This is a genomic window from Paraburkholderia sp. JHI869, assembly GCF_038900775.1.
GTDB lineage: Bacteria > Pseudomonadota > Gammaproteobacteria > Burkholderiales > Burkholderiaceae > Paraburkholderia.
In genome coordinates this window covers 17,127-37,181 of record NZ_JAYMSC010000033.1, presented here as the reverse complement: position 1 = coordinate 37,181, position 20,055 = coordinate 17,127, and the positions used below count along the sequence as shown (strand labels likewise).

General features: G+C 56.0%; 14 protein-coding genes and 2 pseudogenes. 13 read left to right on the top strand and 3 right to left on the bottom strand.

Annotated elements, in window-relative coordinates:
- Positions 1-2 precede the first annotated feature (2 nt).
- Positions 3-422 (bottom strand): hypothetical protein, encoded by a 420-nt coding sequence (locus VSR72_RS35960; protein ID WP_342956991.1) that lies wholly within the window; start codon positions 420-422, stop codon positions 3-5.
- A gap of 184 nt (positions 423-606) precedes the next feature.
- Here VSR72_RS35960 and VSR72_RS35955 point away from each other — a divergent pair.
- Positions 607-995 (top strand): annotated as a pseudogene (locus tag VSR72_RS35955) (transposase); the annotation flags it as partial.
- Between the two features lie 316 nt (positions 996-1,311).
- On the opposite strand, the gene VSR72_RS35950 reads toward VSR72_RS35955, so the two are convergent.
- Positions 1,312-2,973: an NAD-dependent malic enzyme gene (locus tag VSR72_RS35950; RefSeq protein WP_342956990.1), complete on the bottom strand. Its 1,662-nt coding sequence runs from the start codon at positions 2,971-2,973 to the stop codon at positions 1,312-1,314.
- 882 nt (positions 2,974-3,855) lie between these two features.
- Positions 3,856-4,527, bottom strand: coding sequence for a response regulator (locus VSR72_RS35945; RefSeq protein ID WP_342956989.1), 672 nt, complete (start codon positions 4,525-4,527; stop codon positions 3,856-3,858).
- A 965-nt stretch (positions 4,528-5,492) separates the two neighbouring features.
- Between VSR72_RS35945 and VSR72_RS35940 the strand changes: the two genes are divergently transcribed.
- The 12 genes and pseudogenes from VSR72_RS35940 to VSR72_RS35885 all read left to right on the top strand — a co-directional run bounded on the left by VSR72_RS35940 (position 5,493) and on the right by VSR72_RS35885 (position 20,008).
- Complete coding sequence (locus VSR72_RS35940; RefSeq protein WP_342956988.1) at positions 5,493-6,236, top strand: (Fe-S)-binding protein; 744 nt, start codon at positions 5,493-5,495, stop codon at positions 6,234-6,236.
- Entirely contained in the window at positions 6,233-7,609 is a 1,377-nt protein-coding gene (locus tag VSR72_RS35935) for a lactate utilization protein B (protein ID WP_342956987.1), read from the top strand. Before VSR72_RS35940 ends, VSR72_RS35935 begins: the two co-directional genes overlap by 4 nt.
- Positions 7,606-8,226, top strand: coding sequence for an LUD domain-containing protein (locus tag VSR72_RS35930; RefSeq protein ID WP_342956986.1), 621 nt, complete (start codon positions 7,606-7,608; stop codon positions 8,224-8,226). Before VSR72_RS35935 ends, VSR72_RS35930 begins: the two co-directional genes overlap by 4 nt.
- Positions 8,227-9,586: 1,360 nt before the next feature.
- A complete protein-coding gene (locus VSR72_RS35925) occupies positions 9,587-9,781 on the top strand; it encodes a hypothetical protein (RefSeq protein WP_342956985.1) in 195 nt (64 codons plus the stop codon).
- A gap of 337 nt (positions 9,782-10,118) precedes the next feature.
- Positions 10,119-11,126, top strand: a complete 1,008-nt coding sequence (locus tag VSR72_RS35920; protein WP_342956984.1) for a LysR substrate-binding domain-containing protein — start codon at positions 10,119-10,121, stop codon at positions 11,124-11,126.
- Between the two features lie 280 nt (positions 11,127-11,406).
- Positions 11,407-11,677, top strand: a pseudogene (locus VSR72_RS35915) (alpha/beta hydrolase); the annotation flags it as partial.
- Positions 11,678-11,867: 190 nt separating this feature from the next.
- Positions 11,868-12,884, top strand: coding sequence for a LysR family transcriptional regulator (locus tag VSR72_RS35910; RefSeq protein WP_342956983.1), 1,017 nt, complete (start codon positions 11,868-11,870; stop codon positions 12,882-12,884).
- 535 nt (positions 12,885-13,419) lie between these two features.
- On the top strand, positions 13,420-14,820 hold the full coding sequence (fumC, locus tag VSR72_RS35905) for a class II fumarate hydratase (RefSeq protein WP_342956982.1): 1,401 nt from the start codon (positions 13,420-13,422) through the stop codon (positions 14,818-14,820).
- Between the two features lie 374 nt (positions 14,821-15,194).
- Positions 15,195-15,578 (top strand): response regulator, encoded by a 384-nt coding sequence (locus tag VSR72_RS35900; RefSeq protein WP_342956981.1) that lies wholly within the window; start codon positions 15,195-15,197, stop codon positions 15,576-15,578.
- 1,109 nt (positions 15,579-16,687) lie between these two features.
- On the top strand, positions 16,688-17,218 hold the full coding sequence (locus VSR72_RS35895; RefSeq protein ID WP_342956980.1) for a lecithin retinol acyltransferase family protein: 531 nt from the start codon (positions 16,688-16,690) through the stop codon (positions 17,216-17,218).
- Positions 17,219-17,834: 616 nt separating this feature from the next.
- Positions 17,835-18,311 (top strand): Tn3 family transposase, encoded by a 477-nt coding sequence (locus tag VSR72_RS35890; protein WP_342957028.1) that lies wholly within the window; start codon positions 17,835-17,837, stop codon positions 18,309-18,311.
- A 359-nt stretch (positions 18,312-18,670) separates the two neighbouring features.
- Entirely contained in the window at positions 18,671-20,008 is a 1,338-nt protein-coding gene (locus VSR72_RS35885) for a hypothetical protein (RefSeq protein WP_342956979.1), read from the top strand.
- Positions 20,009-20,055: the final 47 nt, after the last annotated feature.

Sequence of the window (20,055 nt, the reverse complement as noted above, 5' to 3'; positions counted from 1 at the left end):
GATCAACGTTGGCTCGGTGGAGCGTTATCTAACGATTGCTGCGGGCGTCGATCGAGCGGTTCATGCGCCCGGTCTGTTCGGGGGGGCATGTAGGCCAGCGTTCCGGCGAGTGTCTCCGGCGGCTCGGACGCCTGTTGTTCGCGCTCGTGCGGTTTGCCCAGCGCCGCGGTGATGCCTACGGCAAGGCGACCCGCATTGCCCACTTCCGTGGGCGCGTCAAGCAACCGTTCGAGCGGTTCCCCACCCGGATCTTCCAGCGCCAGTGTCACACCGCCTTCGCGCACCAGTTCCAGCCGCCGCATCGCCCACGCGCCGTCAAGTTCGTCCTTCAGCTCGAATTCGTGAGCGAGCCGCTCAAGACTGGCAGGTGAGGGCTGCTCGATGGCGGCCCGCGCGATTGAGCAGCGTCGCGTCGCCGCCATCGGCTGTCCGACCCGGCCGGCTGAAGACGCGCTCGCCGTCCTCCCACAAGGTCTGGAGGCTGTTGCACATCTTGCCGTGACCATGGGTATCTGGCCAGAATACACCCAACGACTTAAGAAGATAGTCAGTTCTGTGATGCGAGATATTTCCGGCTCCGCGTCTGGTCAGCAGTACGTCCTGCATCGGCACGAATTCCGCGTAAATCGATCTAAATCCACCGTGCGCACATTGAATCCAAAGGTGGTCGTCGTCGAAGCATGCAGCACCGCCCGCTGGGCGAGGTGCTTCCGGTCGATCGGTATCGAGGTCCGGTGGATTCAGCTCGCAATATGTCGTGCGGTTCGTCAAGACGAACAAGAACGACCGCAACGATGCGGAGGCAATCGTCGAGGCTGCCAGCCGGCCTACGATGCGCTTTGTGACGATCAAATCGGTCGAGCAGCAGGACATTCAGGCTGTACATCGCATGCGGGCTTTTGCTGCGTCACCGTACCGCGCTGATCAACCAGATACGTGGCCTGCTCGGCGAACGCGGGCTGCCTGTTTCGCGCTCACCGGAAGCCTTCAAGCGCGGTCGGACGCGCTAGCAACCTCGACGATCAATTCAATTTCGAGCGAATAGACTTCGGGCCGACGAAGTCTCCCCCAAAGGAGGAGAAACATCGCGAAGCGTTTGGGTTGCATCGCACCGCGTACCTTGATGCCGAGTGGCCGATCTACGGACCGGTCAGCAGTGTCGATGTGGCGACCGCACGATGCGGGGTGCGTGCACAGTGGTGCCGTGTGATTGATGCGAGACAATCCGTTGGTAGGGGGGGCGCCGGCCCGCGTATCCACCATGGCTCAGAGATACGCGGGCGACCATCGCGCCTACGGACCGTTTGCTGGTCAGTACGCTGGCCGGTAGAGCAACGATTCTATCCACGCGCGAATGTCATGCGGACGGCTCACCTGAGCGAGTCCCACGTCGAACATGTAGTCGGCGATCCGGCATGCCGTCGTGATCTCGGTTTCGAGGATGTTGTCCTGGCTCGGATACAGCATGCCCTTCGCTTGAAGAGCCGGCCCGATCTGATCCGCCGTGGCTTTTGCTGCGACGATGAAGCATTCGTCGGTGAGTCGCGTCGGACGGCACGCGTACGTCGCGAGACCGATTGCCGGGTAGATGTAGAAGTTATTCGCCTGACCCGGCCGGTGCAGATGCCCGTTCACCTCGCACTCCGGAAACTGCACACCTGCGGCAAATAGCGCGCTGCCGTCGGACCATTTATAGGCCTGCTCCGCCGTGCATTCGGCCTTCGTCGTCGGATTCGACAGCGCGAAAATGATCGGCTTTTCGTTGAGACGCGCCATTGCCTCAACGACTTCCTTCGTGAACGCTCCGCCTTTTGTCGACACACCGATGAGGACGGTCGGTTTGAAGTCTTCGATCACATCGAGGAACCGGTTGGTTGGCTTGTCTTCGTGTGCCCAGACCTTTTGCGCTTCCGTGAGGTCGGTACGCGACGATTCGACGAGCCCGTTTACGTCGAATAGGCGAATACGCGACCGTGCATCTTCTGGCGAAAGGCCTTTGTTCTGCATTTCGGCGGCGATGAGCTTTGCGATGCCGATACCGGCCGAACCGGCTCCGAGGAACAAGATCCGTTGGTCAATCAAACGGCCGTTGGTCTGGGTTATCGCCGCCGCAATGCCAGCGAGTGCAATTGCCGCGGTTCCCTGAATGTCGTCGTTAAAGCAGAGGATGCGGTCGCGGTAGCGGTCGAGCATTCGAATTGCGTCGGTACCTTTCCAATCTTCAAAATGAACGCAGCATTCTGGAAACACGATCTGAACGGCTTCGACGAACTCTTCGGTCAGTTCATCCAGCTCAGATTCTGTTAGCTGCGAGTTGCGTGTACCCATATAGAATGGGTCGGCGCGAAGTTGCTCGTTTGTCGTGCCGATGTCGAGAACAATCGGCAGCAGGGCCGACGGCGGAACGGCAGCGCATGCTGTATAGAGCTGCAACTTTCCAATAGGAATGCCCATCCCATTTGCGCCGATATCGCCTAGGCCGAGAATGCGTCCCCCTGTCGATACGCAGATAAAACGCACGTCGGGCTCAGGCCAATTGCGAAGCACATCTGCGATACGTCCTTTCATTTCTCGGCTGATGTACATGCCGCGCGCACGTCGATACAGGTTGCCGAACTCAAGACACGCATCGGCGATGATCGGGTCATAGAGAATCGGGATAAAGCGCTTCGGGTCCGACATGATTGTCTTATAGAACACCGTCTGATTGCGCGCTTCGAGTTCTATTAGGTAGTTGTAGCGGGCGAGATCGTCGTTGAAGCGATCGAGGTGCGACAAAACGCGATCGACTTGACGTTCGAGCGTCTCGACAGCGTGCGGGAGTAAACCTTCAAGTCCGAACCGGCTGCGTTCTTCATACGTGAAGGCTGAGCCCTTGCTGGTTGCGGGATTGTGCAGAAGAGCTACACCAGTAAGAGAAACGATGGGGGAAATTGCAGACTGTTTCTCTTCGATAACGAGGTCGTGACCCATGTTTGCATAGCCTCTTTATGTGTTACGTTAAGTGGTAAGGTCGACAAAATGATGACGAGTCAGGATGTTGACTGTCAGCTAACGAAAGAGCACCGACGCAATCGGCGTTGTCACACCAGCGCGGGATCGTTGTGCGAATCATGCGCCGGGGAAATTAGGTAGAACAACCCCGGATCTAGTCGAGACGGTCTTAACCGTACACGGAAGGGAGCGCTTTCTCAGCGAGGCGTGACGAGATGCGTCCTTCCAGTTGAAGCATCGTGGGATCTCGAGGCGTACAGGATGAATCCCATCATGCAGATGGAGCACGAGAACTGGCGCACCCTTTGGTCGCGTGCCTATTGCACGGAAGGGTGAGCGTACTCACGTAATTCGACCAAGACTCTTTTCGATTCGTGAGGGTACCTTCCGTTGCTGCCAAATATAATTCCGAAGGCATACGAAACGTGCAATTCAAGCGTACGGGAGCAACGCGCCACGAGTAACCGAACCGTTAAATAAACGGATGGCCATTGATGATTGAGCAGATTGATCTTCCTGGCGCTTACATACCGACCTTGATTCCAATTCTTGTGATCGCGTTCGCCATTAACGCTGGCCTGGCAACCGTCCTCAAGTGACTAGGGTTCTATCGGTTCGTCTGGCATCACTCGATGTTTAATGTGATCGGCGGGCAGTTTCACGTCCCGCATGAACTCCCGGTGTCGACGGACTTCGAGGGATTCTTGTGACAGGATTCGCGACCGTTGCGCTTCGAGAACAGGCTTCCTTACACGGCGCGCTGGCCCTGCTCGAAAAACCGATCGACGTTGGCTCGCTGGAGCGTTATCTAACGATTGCTGCGGGCGGATTGAAGGACGCAGGAACCCCGAGGCGGTGACGCTAGGACTCTGGCGCCCATTGAGCCGCGACTGCTAGCGCTTCGGCCTTTCGGACAAGATCAGGCACGGAGCGTGCCTCCATTTTTTTCATGACTTGCCCGCGGTGAACCTTGATCGTGACCTCTGAGAGACTCATCTGAGCGGCAATCTGCTTGTTCATGAGGCCGCGGATCACAAATTCCATGACTTGGCGTTCACGAGGCGACAATGATTCGTAAGCCAAACGGACTGCCGCGAGTGACTGTTCTGCCTCAAGCCGCTTGCCGTCGCGTTCGAGTGCTTCAGTAACAGCGTCAAGCATGTCTTGATCGCGAAACGGCTTCGGGAAGAAATTGAGCGCGCCCGCCCTCATTGCCTTGACGGACATTTCGATGTCACCGTGGCCTGTCATGAATAAAACCGGTATTCGCAGTCCACTGCGGGCCATGTCATGCTGGAACGCAAGCCCGCTCTCGCCAGGCAGCCTGACGTCGAGAATAAGGCAGCTCGGCACGGCCGGCCTTGGGAAAATGAGAAAATCATGTACCGACCCGAAGGCTTTGACGGTGAGGCCGACCGAACGCAATAGGCTACTAAGGGCTTCTTGCATCGGCTTTTCGTCGTCGACAACATACACGATGGGCATGTCGTCTTGTTGCATGGTCGATGCAGGATGATGCTGTGCGGAGAGCATATCGGCTCCTCATGGATCCTGGTGCGCAATGGGCGCCACTGCAGATCAATGCAATGCATTATATGCAATGTATGTAGGCGGTATTGGCCGAATGCGTGCGGAAGATCGGGCCCAGTTCGTTGGTTTCCCGGCGTGGTCATACTATGGGATGACCCGGGAGCTGTGGCTGATCAGAAACTCTTTGCATGTTTGTCGCCGGCCGGATACTGCGATACCGTTTGATCTAGACGAGCGAAGCCCCGCAGACTGCAGGGTGCGTCAAGGAACTCGCCTAATCACGATAGCGGTTCCATTCAGCACACGCGCAACCAGTCTAACCAATCGTGCTCACGACATCTCCTGGCATGGCGATGTTCTGGTAGTTCTCGAACATTGAAGGGCGGAGCAGAACTACGGGTGCTGCGATGTAGGGCGTCATTCCCCTGATGAGCCCCTTTCATACGCAACAGGTCCAGTTCGCTCCGATCCCGCTGCCGGAGAGAGCCGCCTTTGGCCGCCGTAATCCACGAAACGCGAGACGGACGGCGTTCTTGCGCCCCGGTGGCGCCGTGATTCGCCACCACTTTCGCAGAGCGCAGTGTCTGAGTGCACGACGTGACATGGGAAGAAAGTGCCCGAGCACCGTTTCGCGTCATCGGTTCCACGACGCACCATAGCCAATCATGCGTCTTCGCTTCGCGTCAGTGAGTGTCATACCGGGAGTTAAGAACGTCTGAACTGGATGCATAGTTGTTCGACTGCATCTTCCCGCGGATGATTCTCTCAACGACTCCATCCCCGCACCCGCAATACAGCGCCAATTGTGTAGGCGACTCAACTGTTCGGATGCCTGATTGGACTTCTCCTGTTTATCACGGTCCTCTCTCGGATTCGCGTGCAGGCATGAGGAATAAATAGTACGGGCAATCTCTCCGGCTAACGGTTATCCGCGCATCTTGCGCATAGAAGTCTTATTGGAGGTGGCAATGAAAGTCGCGCTATTTATCCCTTGCTTTATCGATGCGTTCTTTCCCGAAGTCGGTATTGCAACGCTCGAATTGCTGGAACGGTTGGGATGCGATGTAGCCTACCCGCTAGGCCAGACGTGCTGTGGCCAGCCAATGGGGAATAGCGGATGCGAGCGCGACGCGGTTGCGACGGAGGAATTTTTCGTCAAGAATTTCGCGGATTTTGATCATGTTGTGGCGCCGAGCGGCAGCTGTGTACATCATGTGCGCGACCACATGACAGCGATCGAGCAAACGGCGGCCGTTCAAAAGGTCCGCCGTCACACGTTTGAACTGGTTGAGTTTCTGCACGATGTGATGAAGGTTGATGATTTTCCTTGGGCCGAGTTTCCGCATAAAGTCGGACTACACAACAGTTGTGGGACGTTGCGCGGCCTGAATACAGCAAAGATGTCCGAGATCAATGGTCCCGAGTTCTCAAAGCCGCTCGACCTGCTGAGAAAAGTTAAAGGAATTGAATTCGTAACACCTTCGCGTCCCGACGAGTGCTGCGGGTTTGGCGGCACATTTTGTGTGACTGAAGAACCCGTTTCGGCACGTATGGGTTACGACAAGGTGCGTGATCACAAACGCGCGGGTGCGGAGTATATCGTATCGGCGGACTCGTCATGTCTCATGCATCAGAAAGGCTGTGCTGCGCGACTCGGGCTCGATTTGCAGTTCATTCATATCGCTCAAATTCTCAATGGGGCAAGGTCATGACACGCGTTGAACATGCGAAACTATCGGAAAAATTCATCGAGCAGGAATCGCACCTTGAATTTCACGACAAGCATCTTTGGCAGTTGCGGCAAAATCGCGACAGGGCGACGTCTGCGATCCCTGAATGGGAGGATTTGCGTGAACTGGCGTCAACCATCAAAGAGCACACGCTGACACATCTTGACCTATATCTTGAGGAATTCGAAAGAAATGCCACTCGAAACGGTGTGATCGTCCATTGGGCCGCGAATGCGGACGAACACAATCGGATCGTCCATCAGATTCTCGAATCGCGAGGTGCGAAAAAGCTCGTCAAGAGCAAGTCGATGCTGACTGAAGAATGCGAGATGCGGCCTTATCTCGAGAAACGTGGAATCCTGGTGACTGAAACGGATCTTGGCGAACAGATTCAACAGCTCGACAATGAGCTACCCAGTCATATCGTCGTGCCCGCTGTACACAAGCTTGCGTCGGACGTGGCCAATCTATTCTCCAGGACGATCGGCACGGATCCAAACGATCAGGACGTTCATCACTTGGCCGAGGCGCAGCGGCAACGCACACGGCCGATAATTCTTGACGCCGACGCTGGAATGACTGGCTGCAACTTCGCTGTCGCGGAGGCAGGCATGGTCGTCACATGCACCAACGAAGGAAATGCCGATTTGTCGGCCAACGTTCCCTCGCTGCACATTGCGTCGATAGGGATCGAGAAGTTGATACCGCGCGTGGAGCATCTCGGTGTCTTTATTCGAATTCTGTCGCGCAGCGCTCTTGGGGCACCAATCACGCAATACACATCACACTTTCGCGGTCCACGCAAGGGTGGGGAAATGCATTTTATCCTCGTCGACAACGGTCGCTCTGAGCGGCTGGCAATGGAAGATTTTTGGTATTCGCTGAAATGCATACGCTGCGGTGCATGCATGAACACTTGTCCCGTCTATCGTCGCAGCAGCGGACTGAGCTATGGGGGGGTCTATTCAGGACCGATCGGAGCAATCATCAATCCGACCTTCGACCTCAAGAAATACAGTGCATTGCCTTTCGCATCGACGATGAATGGAAGTTGCACGAACGTCTGTCCGGTAAAAATTAATATTCATGAGCAGATCTACAAGTGGAGGCAGATCGTCGCAGAGCAGAACCAATTGCCGTTCGTTAAGACGCAAACGATGCACGCGGCGGGCAAGGTGATGGCCAGTCCGAAGGTGTTTCGCCTCGCGATCGAAGGCTCGGAGCTGGCAGTAAAGACGATGCCGCGTGCCTTGCTTTACAACCCATTTAACGCGTGGGGTAAGCAGCGTGAACTTCCAGACGCTCCCCCGTCGACGTTTCGTCAATGGTATTTGAAGAACAGGACAAGCAAATGAGCAGCCGAAACGCTATCCTCGAGAGCGTGCGCCGTGCACAGCGCCCGCCGGTTGATTTACCTTCCGTTCCGATATTCGACGAAAATTTGCCGCCTAACGAGCAGCTATTCCCGAATATGCTGAGGGAGATGGGTGGAACGTGGGTAGACGCACCAGCCGATGGCGATCTTGATGCCATGATACGCGAGCGATTCCCCACTGCGCAGGTACTATGCTCGGCTGTACCGGAAGTGGCGGGGACGCGTCATATCGAAGACGTCGAAGCTCCTCGTGACCTGGCTGACGTCGATGTCGGCATCGTGCGCGCCGCGTTCGCAGTCGCTGAGACAGGATCTATCTGGCTGAGCGAAGCACAGTATCAGGTCAACGCGCTGGGCTATCTGTCCCAGCATCTGGTCGTGTTACTGGACCCGCGCGACATCGTCGGGAACCTCCATCAGACTTACCATCGCCGAGAGTTCATGGACGCCAACTACGCCGTGTTGATGAGCGGCCCATCGGCGACCGCGGATATCGAGGGCGTATTGATTCACGGGGCGCAGGGCGTGCGTTCGCTGACAGTAGTTCCGGTACCTTGGGGGCCGGTTTCGGCACTCCCGACATCAAATTTTCCATGACGCAAACAACGCGCGGCACCTCTTGATGGGCGTGGTGGCCGTCGCGACGAGCGAGCGGTGAATGCCCATCCACCGAATGCGATTCAGACGACGGCTCTAAAACGATTCCTGCCCTCATCTGATATTTCCGATGCAAGGTGCGCTTGGACGTGCCAAGAGGCAAGGGGTAGACGGAACGCTTCTAGGTGAGTATAGGGGCGGTGAGGCTTGTTTCCGCTCCCGTCCGCGTCCGAATTATCGCGTCGATGCTACGAGCCATCCTTGGCAATCTCGTGGACGTTCGGTGTGGCGGGAACTGGTAACCATTTGAACGTTTGCAAAGCCCATACTCCAGACGATTCGCGCCAACAGCCGTCGATGGCTTTGAGAGCAGCCCCGCGGGTCACAAGGGTAATGATCTTCCTGCTTTGTCCGCTAGCTGTTTGAGCATGATCGACGACGCGGTGGAAGCCGTCGCAATGACGCCGCCAAAGAATTCTCTCAACTAGTGGGAACGTTGGGTTCGCGGAAACTGAAAGGTCCACGGTCGTATAGCATGTGGACATTTATGTAACGGATTAAAGTATTGCGGGTGGATTCTGAGAGCGGTCGTCGACAACGCGGCAGTGTTGCCGATAACGGACTGGGCTCGTCCGTTCGGCAATCGAGCGTCTCGAAACCCGCCTCAAATTCGTGGACGCGGTCGTGGTCGTTCGTCTGTCTGTCGCCAGCCCTATGACCGTCGCGCAGAAGCTCGGGGCAGCGGCTTCGGTGCGTTGCAATGTGGGGAAAGCGGTCGTAGGCATACGCACTTTACGCCGCCCTGTGCCAAGTGTCGTGGCGGCGGACACCCGAACAGCACGTTTACCTTTATACAACTGTATAGCAGATTCACATCTATGCAGAATCCAATTCACCGAATGTACGATAGTGCCGCGGATGTTCTGCAGCTATGCTTGATTCATAGTTAAGGCGCGTCGGGAGAGTTAAGCTGTTACATCTGGATAGTTGGGGTTTATGGGCGGCATTGCATACGACGAGACACAAGCTACAGGTAGACAACATTCGCAACGATCAGGGGTCTATCCATCGGCAGGACGGAAACCGAGAAGGAGAGGGGCCTCACAGAAGGAGATTCTTCGTCAGGCTGTTGCACTTTGACGTTAAGCGAAAGTTGTCACCAAACACTCGGTGAGTTCATTGGTACGGGAACCGCCATAGAATTACGAAATTGTCGACTAGATTCTGGCAGTTAAAAGGTCCAAGAAGAGCGTCAATTGGCAATTATTAACCTGAAGTAAGTTTGAACCGCAACGACGGTGACGGTCAACATCGGGGGCCAGAAGACGATCCGCCTTAACCGCTCGTCATGGAGCTTGATATGAAACTTAAGGTCGATACCCTTCGGCAACTGCGTCGGCTCGCACCGGTCCTGGATGACATTCTTACGACCGGCGAGGTCGGGTACGCCCATCACGCGGAGAATCTCGCGTTACTGGCAACCCTGTGTTCGGATTTGTACAACGTGTACCGTCGGCTGCATCCTGACGAGATGGATCAAGCGCGCTGCGGCTGATCGGAATGTGAGAATCCGTATAGCGCGAGGCTTCGCTGCTAATCCGTCTGATCAGCCTTTCCGCCTGTCGTGAAGTCAGAGGGCCAGGCGGGAATTCGATCGGTGCCTCAAATAGGATCGGTGGCCCCCAGGATTCTCCGAGCTTTGTGGAAAGGCAAGCAATTGGTCGCCTGACCTCCTCGCACATTTTCTCGCGGAGGTCAGGAAAGCTGGAGCGCTTTGGCTTACCAGAAAGCCCGTTTTCCATGTACGTCTCGGTCTCTCGGCGCAATCGTTCATGCATGCACTGTTCACGGCCAACGATCGCTTACACACCGCACGCGCGAGGTATAGTTTGATGGACAAGACCCAGATGTTGCGCACGTTCTTGCGCGTCGCCGACGCCGGGAGTATTACTGCAGCAGCCAACATTCTCGATTGCGGTGTCACGTACGTTTCGCGGATGGTTTCGCAGCTCGAAAATGATCTTCACGTGCAATTGTTCGATAGGACGGCACGTCGAATCCGCTTAACCGATGCGGGTGAACGGTATTATCAACGCTGCGTACAGATTCTCGCAGACCTCGCGTACGCCGATGCCGAGGCCTGCGCCTCCCAGAAAGATCTGGCCGGCACCCTTCGCGTTCACGGCACGCCATGCCTTGGACAAACTCATCTCGCTGCGTGCATTGTCGAGTATCAGAAGCGATTTCCTGATGTAAAGGTCAACCTTACATTATCCTCGATGATGCCGCGGCTCGTCGAAGAACAATTCGACGTGTCGGTTGTGACGGCACAGACACTGCCCGACTCGGGCTACGTTAGTCAGGTGGCCGCGTCCAGCCACAGCATATTAGTGGCCTCACCATCATACCTGAAGAGAAATCCTCTGCTTTCCGATGGAGACCTGACTGGGCATGCCTGTGTGAAAATGCAATCGCTCACTACGTTGGACGACGGTTGGCTACAGCAGTCCGTTGAAGGCGATGTCATGTCTTGCGATATGAGCGTGCGCTTAAAGGTTAACGATGCTGAGGCGCTTCGCGCCGCCTTACATGCGGGTGCCGGAATCGGCGCGTTACCCGGCTATTTCGCAATTGACGATCTTCGGGATGGGACGCTGATTCGAGTTCTGCCGAAACGCAGGTTGCCGCTTCTCCACATTTACTCAGTTTATCCTTCACGCCGCTACGTGTGCGCCAGGGTCCGGTCCTTCGTCGATTTCATCAAGCACGAGCTCAGTGCTCGGATTGACACGCAGGAGGCCGCACTATATTCGTCGGTTACTACGAGCTCGCGTTCAGATCCCGATGATCGTCACATGGCCGCAGAGGTCGGACAGGAGGAATCGTTCGGATCTCGCTGATTATGAAGTATCGCTGTCGCGCCATACCTTTGCTGTCAAATTTTCCCGATGAACTATCGGACGCTATCCCTGCGGTGGCACTTCGATGGACCGACAGTTGGGTTTGCTGTAACAGCCGCCTTCGGTTCGCGTTTCGTTGCAACTGTGTCCACGATGCTCGAACAGGATTCGTCAACGCATTACACCGCTATTGAAGGAATCGATACCATGAGCACAATTGAGACCAGGGACGGCATAACGATCTTCTATAAGGATTAGGGGCGCGGGAAACCCGCTGGATGGAGTTGTGGAGAGCTGGTGGCGCCAGGGAATGATGAGCGGCGCGAAAGCGCACTACGAAGGGATCAAAGCCTTTTCGGAAACGGACTTTACCGAGGATCTAAAGGCGATAGACGTGCCGACCTTTGTCTTGCACGGTGATGACGACCAGATCGTTCCGTATCGGGATGCCGGCGTTCTGTCGACAAACCTGCTGAAGCGCGGAACGCTCAAGATTTCCGAGCTTCTCGCATGGCATGCTAACGAGGCGTGCGGAAACGATTAATCCAGATCGCTCGCGTTCAAGCGTAGCGGATTTACCTCACGTCTCACTTTCAGTATCTCTTGCGGCGGATGCGCCGGCGGCTCTCTTCTTCATTGGTGGGCCGGGGTTCGTGCGATAACACCCGAGAAATCGGGAACCGCTGCCTCTTGCAAATTGCACAGTATTTTTCGTGCGCTCCTCGTTTAAGGTGAAGTCAGATGGACAAGACCCGCATGTTGCGCATGTTTTTGCGCGTGGCCGAGGCAGGTAGCATTACGGCGGTGGCCAACGTTCTAGATTGCAGCGTGTCATACGTCTCGCGTGTAGTCTCGGAGCTTGAAGATGACCTGCACGTGCGTCTATTTGACCGGACGACACGCGGTATTAGGCTTACTGGGGTAGGTGAGCGCTACTATGAGCGCTGCGCACAGATCATCGCAGATCTCGACCGAGCCGATGCGGACGCAGCCGACGCAGCATCAATGAAACAGCCAGCGGGCATGCTGCGCATTCACGCGATGCCAGGTCTTGGGAGGAGGCATCTCGCCGCTTGCATCGTTGCCTATCAAAGACGATATCCAAACGTCGATGTCAGCCTTACCTTGTCGTCTGTGATGCCGCGTCTCGTCGAAGAGCAATTTGACGTATCGGTGGTTACTGCACAAACGCTCCCTGAGTCGGACTATGTAAGTGAAGTGACTACCGTCGGTCGCAGCATTCTGGTGACTGCGCCGTCGTATCTGGATATGCGTCGGTCTCTTTCAGTGGACGAACTAGTGGGCCATGCGTGCGTTGAGCTGGAATTGCCCAGCAGCTTAGATGAGAGTTGGCTACTTCAATGTGTGGACGGTGAAGTCATGCAGGACGAAATGAACGTGCGGCTGAAGGTCAACGATCCGGACGCACTGCGGGCAGCGGTGATTGCCGGGGGAGGAATTGGAGCGTTGCCACTCTACTGTGCGATCGATGATCTTCGGACAGGTAGGCTAGTTCGAGTTTCAGCCCAATTCCGTTTGTGGCCCTTTAACGTTTACTCGGTCTATCCTTCGCGCCGGTACGTGGACGCGAAAATCCACACGTTCGTTGAGTTCATTAAGCATGAGCTCGGCGTGAGGTTCGCCGAAGAAGAAGCCGAACTGCATCCATGGTGTGAAAGGGTCGAGAATTCGCTTCGTGGTGGTGAGTTCACCAGTGCTGATTCCGCCTCGCATGAGCAAGCTTGCGAGTTGTGCTAATGAGGTGACGTCTTACTAATCAGACGGGACGCTGAGGCGGCCCTTGAGGAGCGTGGGCCGCGAGAGCCGCGTAAGTGCGTAACGTCTCGTCCGATACGCTAGCTCGGATCGGGTGAGCGTGATATCGCGTACTGGGTCCAGGTGTTGTCCGCGAAACTGCCTGTTGCGTCTTCTGGTCCTCTCCTCAGGTTGTGTTGGCGAAATATGGCCTGCGTTGGAAGGCGATTCCGTCGGCCGTATTTCGGCGGCATGCTACGTGAATTCACGAAGTATCGAGAGGCGAGCCTGGTAGATGGGCGTCGCCACGCATTCTCGCGATCAGGGTCTGTGGAAGCAGTTAAGAGTCTCTCAACCTGCATGCGATTGTTCACCCTTGTATTCAGGTGCATGCTTGTCACGACAATTTGCAACATGGAGATTGCCCGAACGCCTCTATTACGACCCACCAAGTCTGACAATCACCAACATTATCTTTCAACCAAGCCGAGGTCAAATCGACGCATCGGCGATTGGGCTTAACCGAAGGAGCATCTTGATGGAAATGCGAATTGAATCCGACAGTTTCGGCGAAGTAAGTGTCGCTGCTGACAAGCTTTGGGGTGCGCAAACGCAGCGCTCGCTAGAGCACTTTAGCATCGGCAAGGATCTCATTCCCCGGGAAATGATCGCGGCGTACGCAGTGTTGAAGAAGGCAGCAGCCACGGTAAACCATTCGGGGGGAAGACTTGGAGAAGATGTTCGTGATTTGATCAATCGCGTTTGCGACGAAATACTCGCCGGCGAGCATTTCGAAATGTTCCCGTTGCATGTCTGGATGACGGGGAGTGGTACGCAGTTCAACATGAACATGAACGAGGTGATCTCGAATCGGTGTTGTCAGATTGCCGGCACTGCGATTGGCAGTAAGAAGCCGGTTCATCCGAACGACCACGTGAACATGTCCCAGTCGTCGAACGACTCCTTTCCGTCTGCGATGTACATTGCAGCGGCGGTTGGTACGGCGGAGCGTCTCCTGCCCGCGGTGCGTGAACTCCGGGACGCAATGGCCGCGAAAGCCGAGGAATGGGTTGATATCGTCAAGATCGGCCGCACGCACATGCAGGATGCGACGCCGCTTACGCTGGGACAGGAATGGTCCGGGTACGTCGGAATGCTTACCGAGAACCTGTCGAGAATTGACGCTTCACTAAGCGGAGTTTATAACTTGGCGCTCGGCGGGACGGCCGTGGGCACTGGAATTAATGCCGCTCCGGGCTTTGCCGAAGACGCCGCAGCGGCGATCGCAAAGCTGACAGGTATGCCGTTCGTCAGCGCGTCGAACAAATTTACTGTCCAGGGTTCCCATGACGCATTGGTGCAGCTTTCTGGATCATTGCGGACACTTGCTGTCTCGCTCTACAAGATCGGAAACGATATACGTCTGATGTCGTGTGGACCACGGGCGGGTTTTGCTGAACTTCTGATTCCTGAAAATGAACCGGGATCTTCGATCATGCCCGGCAAGGTGAATCCGACTCAAGCCGAAGCGCTTACGATGTTGGCGGTGCAGGTTATGGCGAATGACGTTGCGATCGGATTTGGCGGCGCGGGGGGCTACCTCGAGATGAACGTGTACAAGCCTTTGATGATTTCAAACCTGACACATTCGATTACGTTGCTCACCGATGGATGTACGAATTTCCGTCGATTTCTCGTGGAAGGTACTCAGCCAAATCTCAAGAAGATCAAGGAGTATGTCGATCGATCACTGATGCTCGTTACCGCCCTTGCGCCGGTAATCGGCTATGACAACGCGTCGAAGATCGCGCATCACGCAATGGATCACGATCTCACGCTGAAGGCTGCCGCCCTCGAATTGGGGTTTGTGACAGCGGATGAGTTTGATCGCATCGTTGATCCTGCAAAGATGGTAAAACCATACGTAGCAACCGATTGAGCGGAAGTCGAATCGGACAGCGATGAATTGTTTCTGTTCAATGAAGCACCTCGTTGAAGCTTAAATGAGCGTAGTTCATGGCGCATTGGTTCGTTGAAGTGAGTTCGATTCAACATGCCGAGCCGCGTGCCAGCGAATTGGCTTCCGGTGCGATTCCAGGATTAATGCGTCCCCTTTAATATCGATTCCGAAAAGTCGCGACTCGGAAGCAACCTCTGCGAATGGCGCCGGTCCATTTCAGCGCTTGCCATTGAACGGCGTTATACACATGTATAGTTTCGGATTCGTCTTTAATACACTATGCTAAATAAGGTGTGTGATGCGCTATGTGTCGGGATGTCGCGTGTGCGTTGTCCAAGATTAGAGTTCGCCGAGTGGATACCTCTCAGACTGTTGTCGCTATCGTTGATGACGACGAGGCGGTGCGCATAGCCACTTCAAGCCTCGTTCGTGCCATGGGATGGAGCGTGCAGACATTTGAATCGGCGGATGCGTTCCTTCAGTCCGAACACCTCTCAAATGCTTCATGCCTGATTTCGGATGTACTGATGCCCGGAATGTCTGGCGTGTTGCTACATGCAACGCTTCGCGGGCTTGGATATGCGCTGCCGACCATTTTCATTACGGGGTTTCCAACACCTGACCTCCAGGCTGAAGTTCTGGCGAACGGCGCGCTTGTTTTGCTTGGGAAACCAGTTTCTCTAGAGGATATTTCACACTGGGTCGGCGTCGCACTGGGCGATTCAAAGTCTACGTAATGTACCTTCGACTCCAACAGAAGCTGCGAACGCGCAAGATCGGTCGGGCGGTGATGTGGTATCGGATACGTCGTGCGGTTCGTGGTAACGGTGGTGGTGATTTCGGGTTTTCGGCTCGTCCCCGCCGGGCCGCCCCGTTCGGGAGCCTGTAAGCATAGCGTTATCGCGCAAGGGGAGGCAGACGATGATGTGGCGGCGACTTTCAATCAGGTATGAACATCGAAGCAGCGTGAAATTTGTGCAGCATGTCTGCTGAAGATAGTCAGAAAATCCATCGCGAATATCTGAATGTCCCAGTTCATCTCTATTGGAGACATATCAGGTTAAGATCAACAGTTCGACGATATATATTTTTGTTTAACCATCCGACAAAAGTATACTCGTCGTAGGCATTACTTCCTATGTAGATCCAGTTATGCAGAACGTTCGACATGTTGATCTCCTCAATCGACACCCCTTCGCCACCGAACGCCGGTGAGACGATGATGCCGGGGACAGGATTCCGAGAGTCGTGCTCAAGTCTCGTCGTCCATGAGATAAATTTAGACAAGCGAGAAAACAAAAACCATTCTACTAACCGGTTGCGTGGCTCCACGTAGGCGTATGCGGGTCATACTTGTGTATCGGCAGATAAATGGGCTACGCCAGTTTGCGCCAATCGGCGCCTAGCTAAGCTATGGGAATCGATCGAAGCATTAAGTGGCCGACTATACGAACATATATTGGCCTTGAATATTGGTGTGATATTTTTAGCCATATTCAGAGTTGCTAGTGGACGGCTCAGATAGGCGACTGCGATGGGTAAAGGGCCGGAAATTGCATGGGCGAAATTGCAGGACGCGATTGCACGAAGGTATTATTTCTATATCGGTCGGAAGGCGTTTCCTGAACCAATGTGTAATTGCGGGTGAACTCGTCACATCGTAAATTAGTTCCCATGTTGACGCTCCAAATGAAAGCGCTCCTCTATGCCACTGTCGATTGTTAAATGTGCTGGAGTGAGTGCGATCTGTGTCTTTGCATTGAGATGCATTTTCTGTCGTCAAATACATAGGCGCGTTTCTGGTTTGCAGCATCAGCGGTTCACCCTCGGGACTTAGAGCAAAGTAATGAGTCGCAATATCCGGCAATCAGACAGTGAACATGCACCGAATCGCGCAGATGCATTTGCACCACTAGACGTCGCGTTCGGCGGTTCTAGTGATGAGCCTGCTCCCGGTGCACACCTGATCACACCGCGTCGTGGCTACGAACATCACGGCATCTATGTCGGTCACGGCAAGGTCATTCACTATGCTGGCTTCGACAAGACCGCACATCGAGGGCCTGTCGAAGAGGTCTCACTCGAACAGTTCGCTGGCGGTTACGTCGTCGGCGTGCGACCGCATCCGTTGCGGAAGTACTCTGGGGAGGATGCCGTGCTGCGCGCTCGATCGCGCCTCGGTGAAGACCGCTATCGTCTGCTGACGAACAATTGCGAGCACTTCTGCGCTTGGTGCCTCCTTGGCGAAAGCCGCAGTGAACAGGTTCATGCATGCTTTACGCATCCGCGGATGTGCGTTCATGCGCTACTTTGCTTCGTATGTACCTTCATCGGCAGCCGGATAAATGGCAACCACGTCGTTGTCAGAGCAGCGTGAACCCTTGGAGTGTGCAACCATTTGCGCAAGCTCAGCCAGCGATATCTGAGTGGAGGACTGTGTGTTGAAAACCAGCAAGCAGGCGTATAGCGCGCGTGGCCCGCGTATCGTGCGGCTTGCGCTTTGCGGTGAGCAATCAATCCCTCAGGCTGACCGAACCGCCACCCGAGCACATGCTTTACTACGGCATGGGCAATCTGATGAGAGGTGCGACCGGCACGCACGACGCGTCAGAAGTATTCGAGGTCGTGCCTGAAGCGCCATTCGACGAGTGTGTACGCGCCTCTACAAGGATGCCATTCGGTGCGACTAGCGCGCGTCGATGTTCGAACTCTGTGTCGTTATCCACTGATTCGAATCCGTATTTTCTTCGGACATGACTTTGGACTTGTTGTTTAAACTCTCGATGAGGTCGCAGGAGAATTGTCTGTGTGCACGGAATTCTTCAAAGCGTACGTGCTCCGCTCTACGCTGCGTTGCTCGCCCACGGCACGGACCTGGACGTCAGGAACGTCGCCACCATGATTCCAAAGCTAGACCCGGTGCACATTGCGACGACAATGCGTCTCCTCGAGATGCCCGGTCGGCTGTCGCGTGCAGATGACCGAGTGGTGGAATTCCAGCGCACGCATCTGACAAACATGTTGATTGCTGGAATACGCAGCAGATGCAGGCGGCCCTTGACGGTTGGCGTAGCAAAGGTCAAGGGATCGGCGACGACTGGTTGCGCCGGCTGGGGCCGGCGCACTTCGCGCACGTAAATTTCCGGGCGGCGATGAGCTTTCCCATCGAGCGCTATCGGGAGACGCTACTGGATGCGGCGCCTTGGCGGCGCATGGTTAGGTTGTCTACTCAGCGCGAACAGCAGGCGGATGAAAGCGCCAGATCTTGCTTCAAAGAGATGAGAGCCGGAAATATGGGATCCGACCAAGGCGTTGATTTTAATAGAAAAAATAAGACTGGCCGCCAGATTTCGCTCGAAAAGGACGACTACCCCTTTCTGCGCCAACGCAACGCTTTATCAGGGCGTATGACGCATCAGCACCAAGCTTTCCGGCATTCGCGTCGCGCGCTGACGTCCAGATTGGGGTAATCGGACGACTACCCCGGATTCACTGGCTTGCTCAGCACATTGCCAGGCGCTAAAAGACAGCGATCGGCAATGTTGCGATTAATTTTCTACCATAAGCCCATTGGCTATGAAGACGTTGCTAGCCGCGCGCGCCCGGCAGATGGGACGAGCGCCCGCAGTGCTGGCATGCGGTACGTGAGAAGTTCGCAAACACGTCCCGTGCTTCAAGGTTCGCAAGGCGAGGGCGGCTCGATCAGGTGTTACCTGTTTGCAGTCGTATAGCGAAAGGGACGTTGAAACTGGACCGTCCCGACGCGTGCGCTACCACCACCGGCGCTAAAGCACGTGCCCCGCCCGCCATGCACGGCAAGGGAGTCGAGATGTCTCACGAACTCTACGTCCAGGCACTGAGCGCGATGTTCCTGTTCTGGAATAGCGTGCGCATCCTCACGTACCTTCCGACTATCGGCAAACTTCTCGCGCGGGAAGCGGACATGCGCAGCCACAGTCTGCTGAGTTGGGGCTGCTGGGCGCTCAGCAATGGCACCTTCGCACTCATGCTCCTCGAAATGAGCCAAGGGATCCCGAATGGCATGTTCTGGATGAATCTGGCCAACACCCTGATGTGCGTCGTCGTTTCGCTCATCATTCTGTTCAGGCGGTTCCCGCTCCTGCAAGGGAGTCTAAGCAAGGTCTATCGAAACGTCACACGGAGCGGGTCGAAACCCGGCAACGCGTTTGCCCAACCGGGGCTGCTGCATCTGGGCGAGCGCAGCCTCGCCGGGTGGGCCAATTTTGGGGGACATCCCGTGCCAGCCCGGCCGCCCGCACGATCCGGACGCCTCGTGCGTTGGATTGCGCCGGCAAGCGTGCTGGCGTTCGGGGCTGCGGGCGCCGTGACATACGATCTCTGGTCCGGCCATGACCCGCCAACGAGCGTCGAATCGAACGCAGGTGCACGACAGGCGTCCGGGACGATCAAGCCGGCGGCAGCGACGCCACCAGTGTCTTCGTCCGCGCAGGCCTTGCCGGCAACATCAGTGCCTGCTCGCCCAACCGCAATGGCCCGTGCGGAACCCGCCCAGCCTGCGCCTTCTACCTCGCCCGTCCGCCACGCGACGCCTTCCCGCGGCGTCGCTCCTCCTCACATGGCCGCAACAGGGCGAGCGGGTAAGGCGGGCGGCGCCGCGGCCCAGAATCGCGGGCATTGGGCGTCGCACTTCATGGCGAACGTGCGGCGGGCGCTTGGTCTGAACCGGCCGGCATCGCCAAAGCGGCCGCCGCCTTCGTCGGGCCATGACGCAACAGCAAGGTCGGCGCCAGAACATGGCGCTACGCTTGCGCGTGCTGAGAGCGACCGGCTTGTCCCTTCGCCCCCATTTGATCATGGCGGTACGCCACACCGTGATTTCCCGGTAGCGCGCCCAGCGGCCGGCTGGCCTGGTTCGCCGGACGATTTCGCGACACAGGACCGCCGCCGTTCGGCGCAGCAGGTCCCTGTGGATGAAGCGCGGCCAGGTGTCGTCGTCGAAGCGGCTCCCATCGTGTACTGGGCGCCGCCGCCTGTGTATCAGGCGCCTCCGGTTGCGTACGCGCAAGCGCCGGTTGTGTACGGCCGCGCATATGAGGCCGATGACTGGAACCGTCGGCAATGGCATGACAACGGCTGGCACAAGGGCTGGAAACATCGTCAGCACGATGACGACGAAAACGATTGATGCCTCGCGCACGGGGCCATCGATACGCGGGTCCAGGACCATCTCGC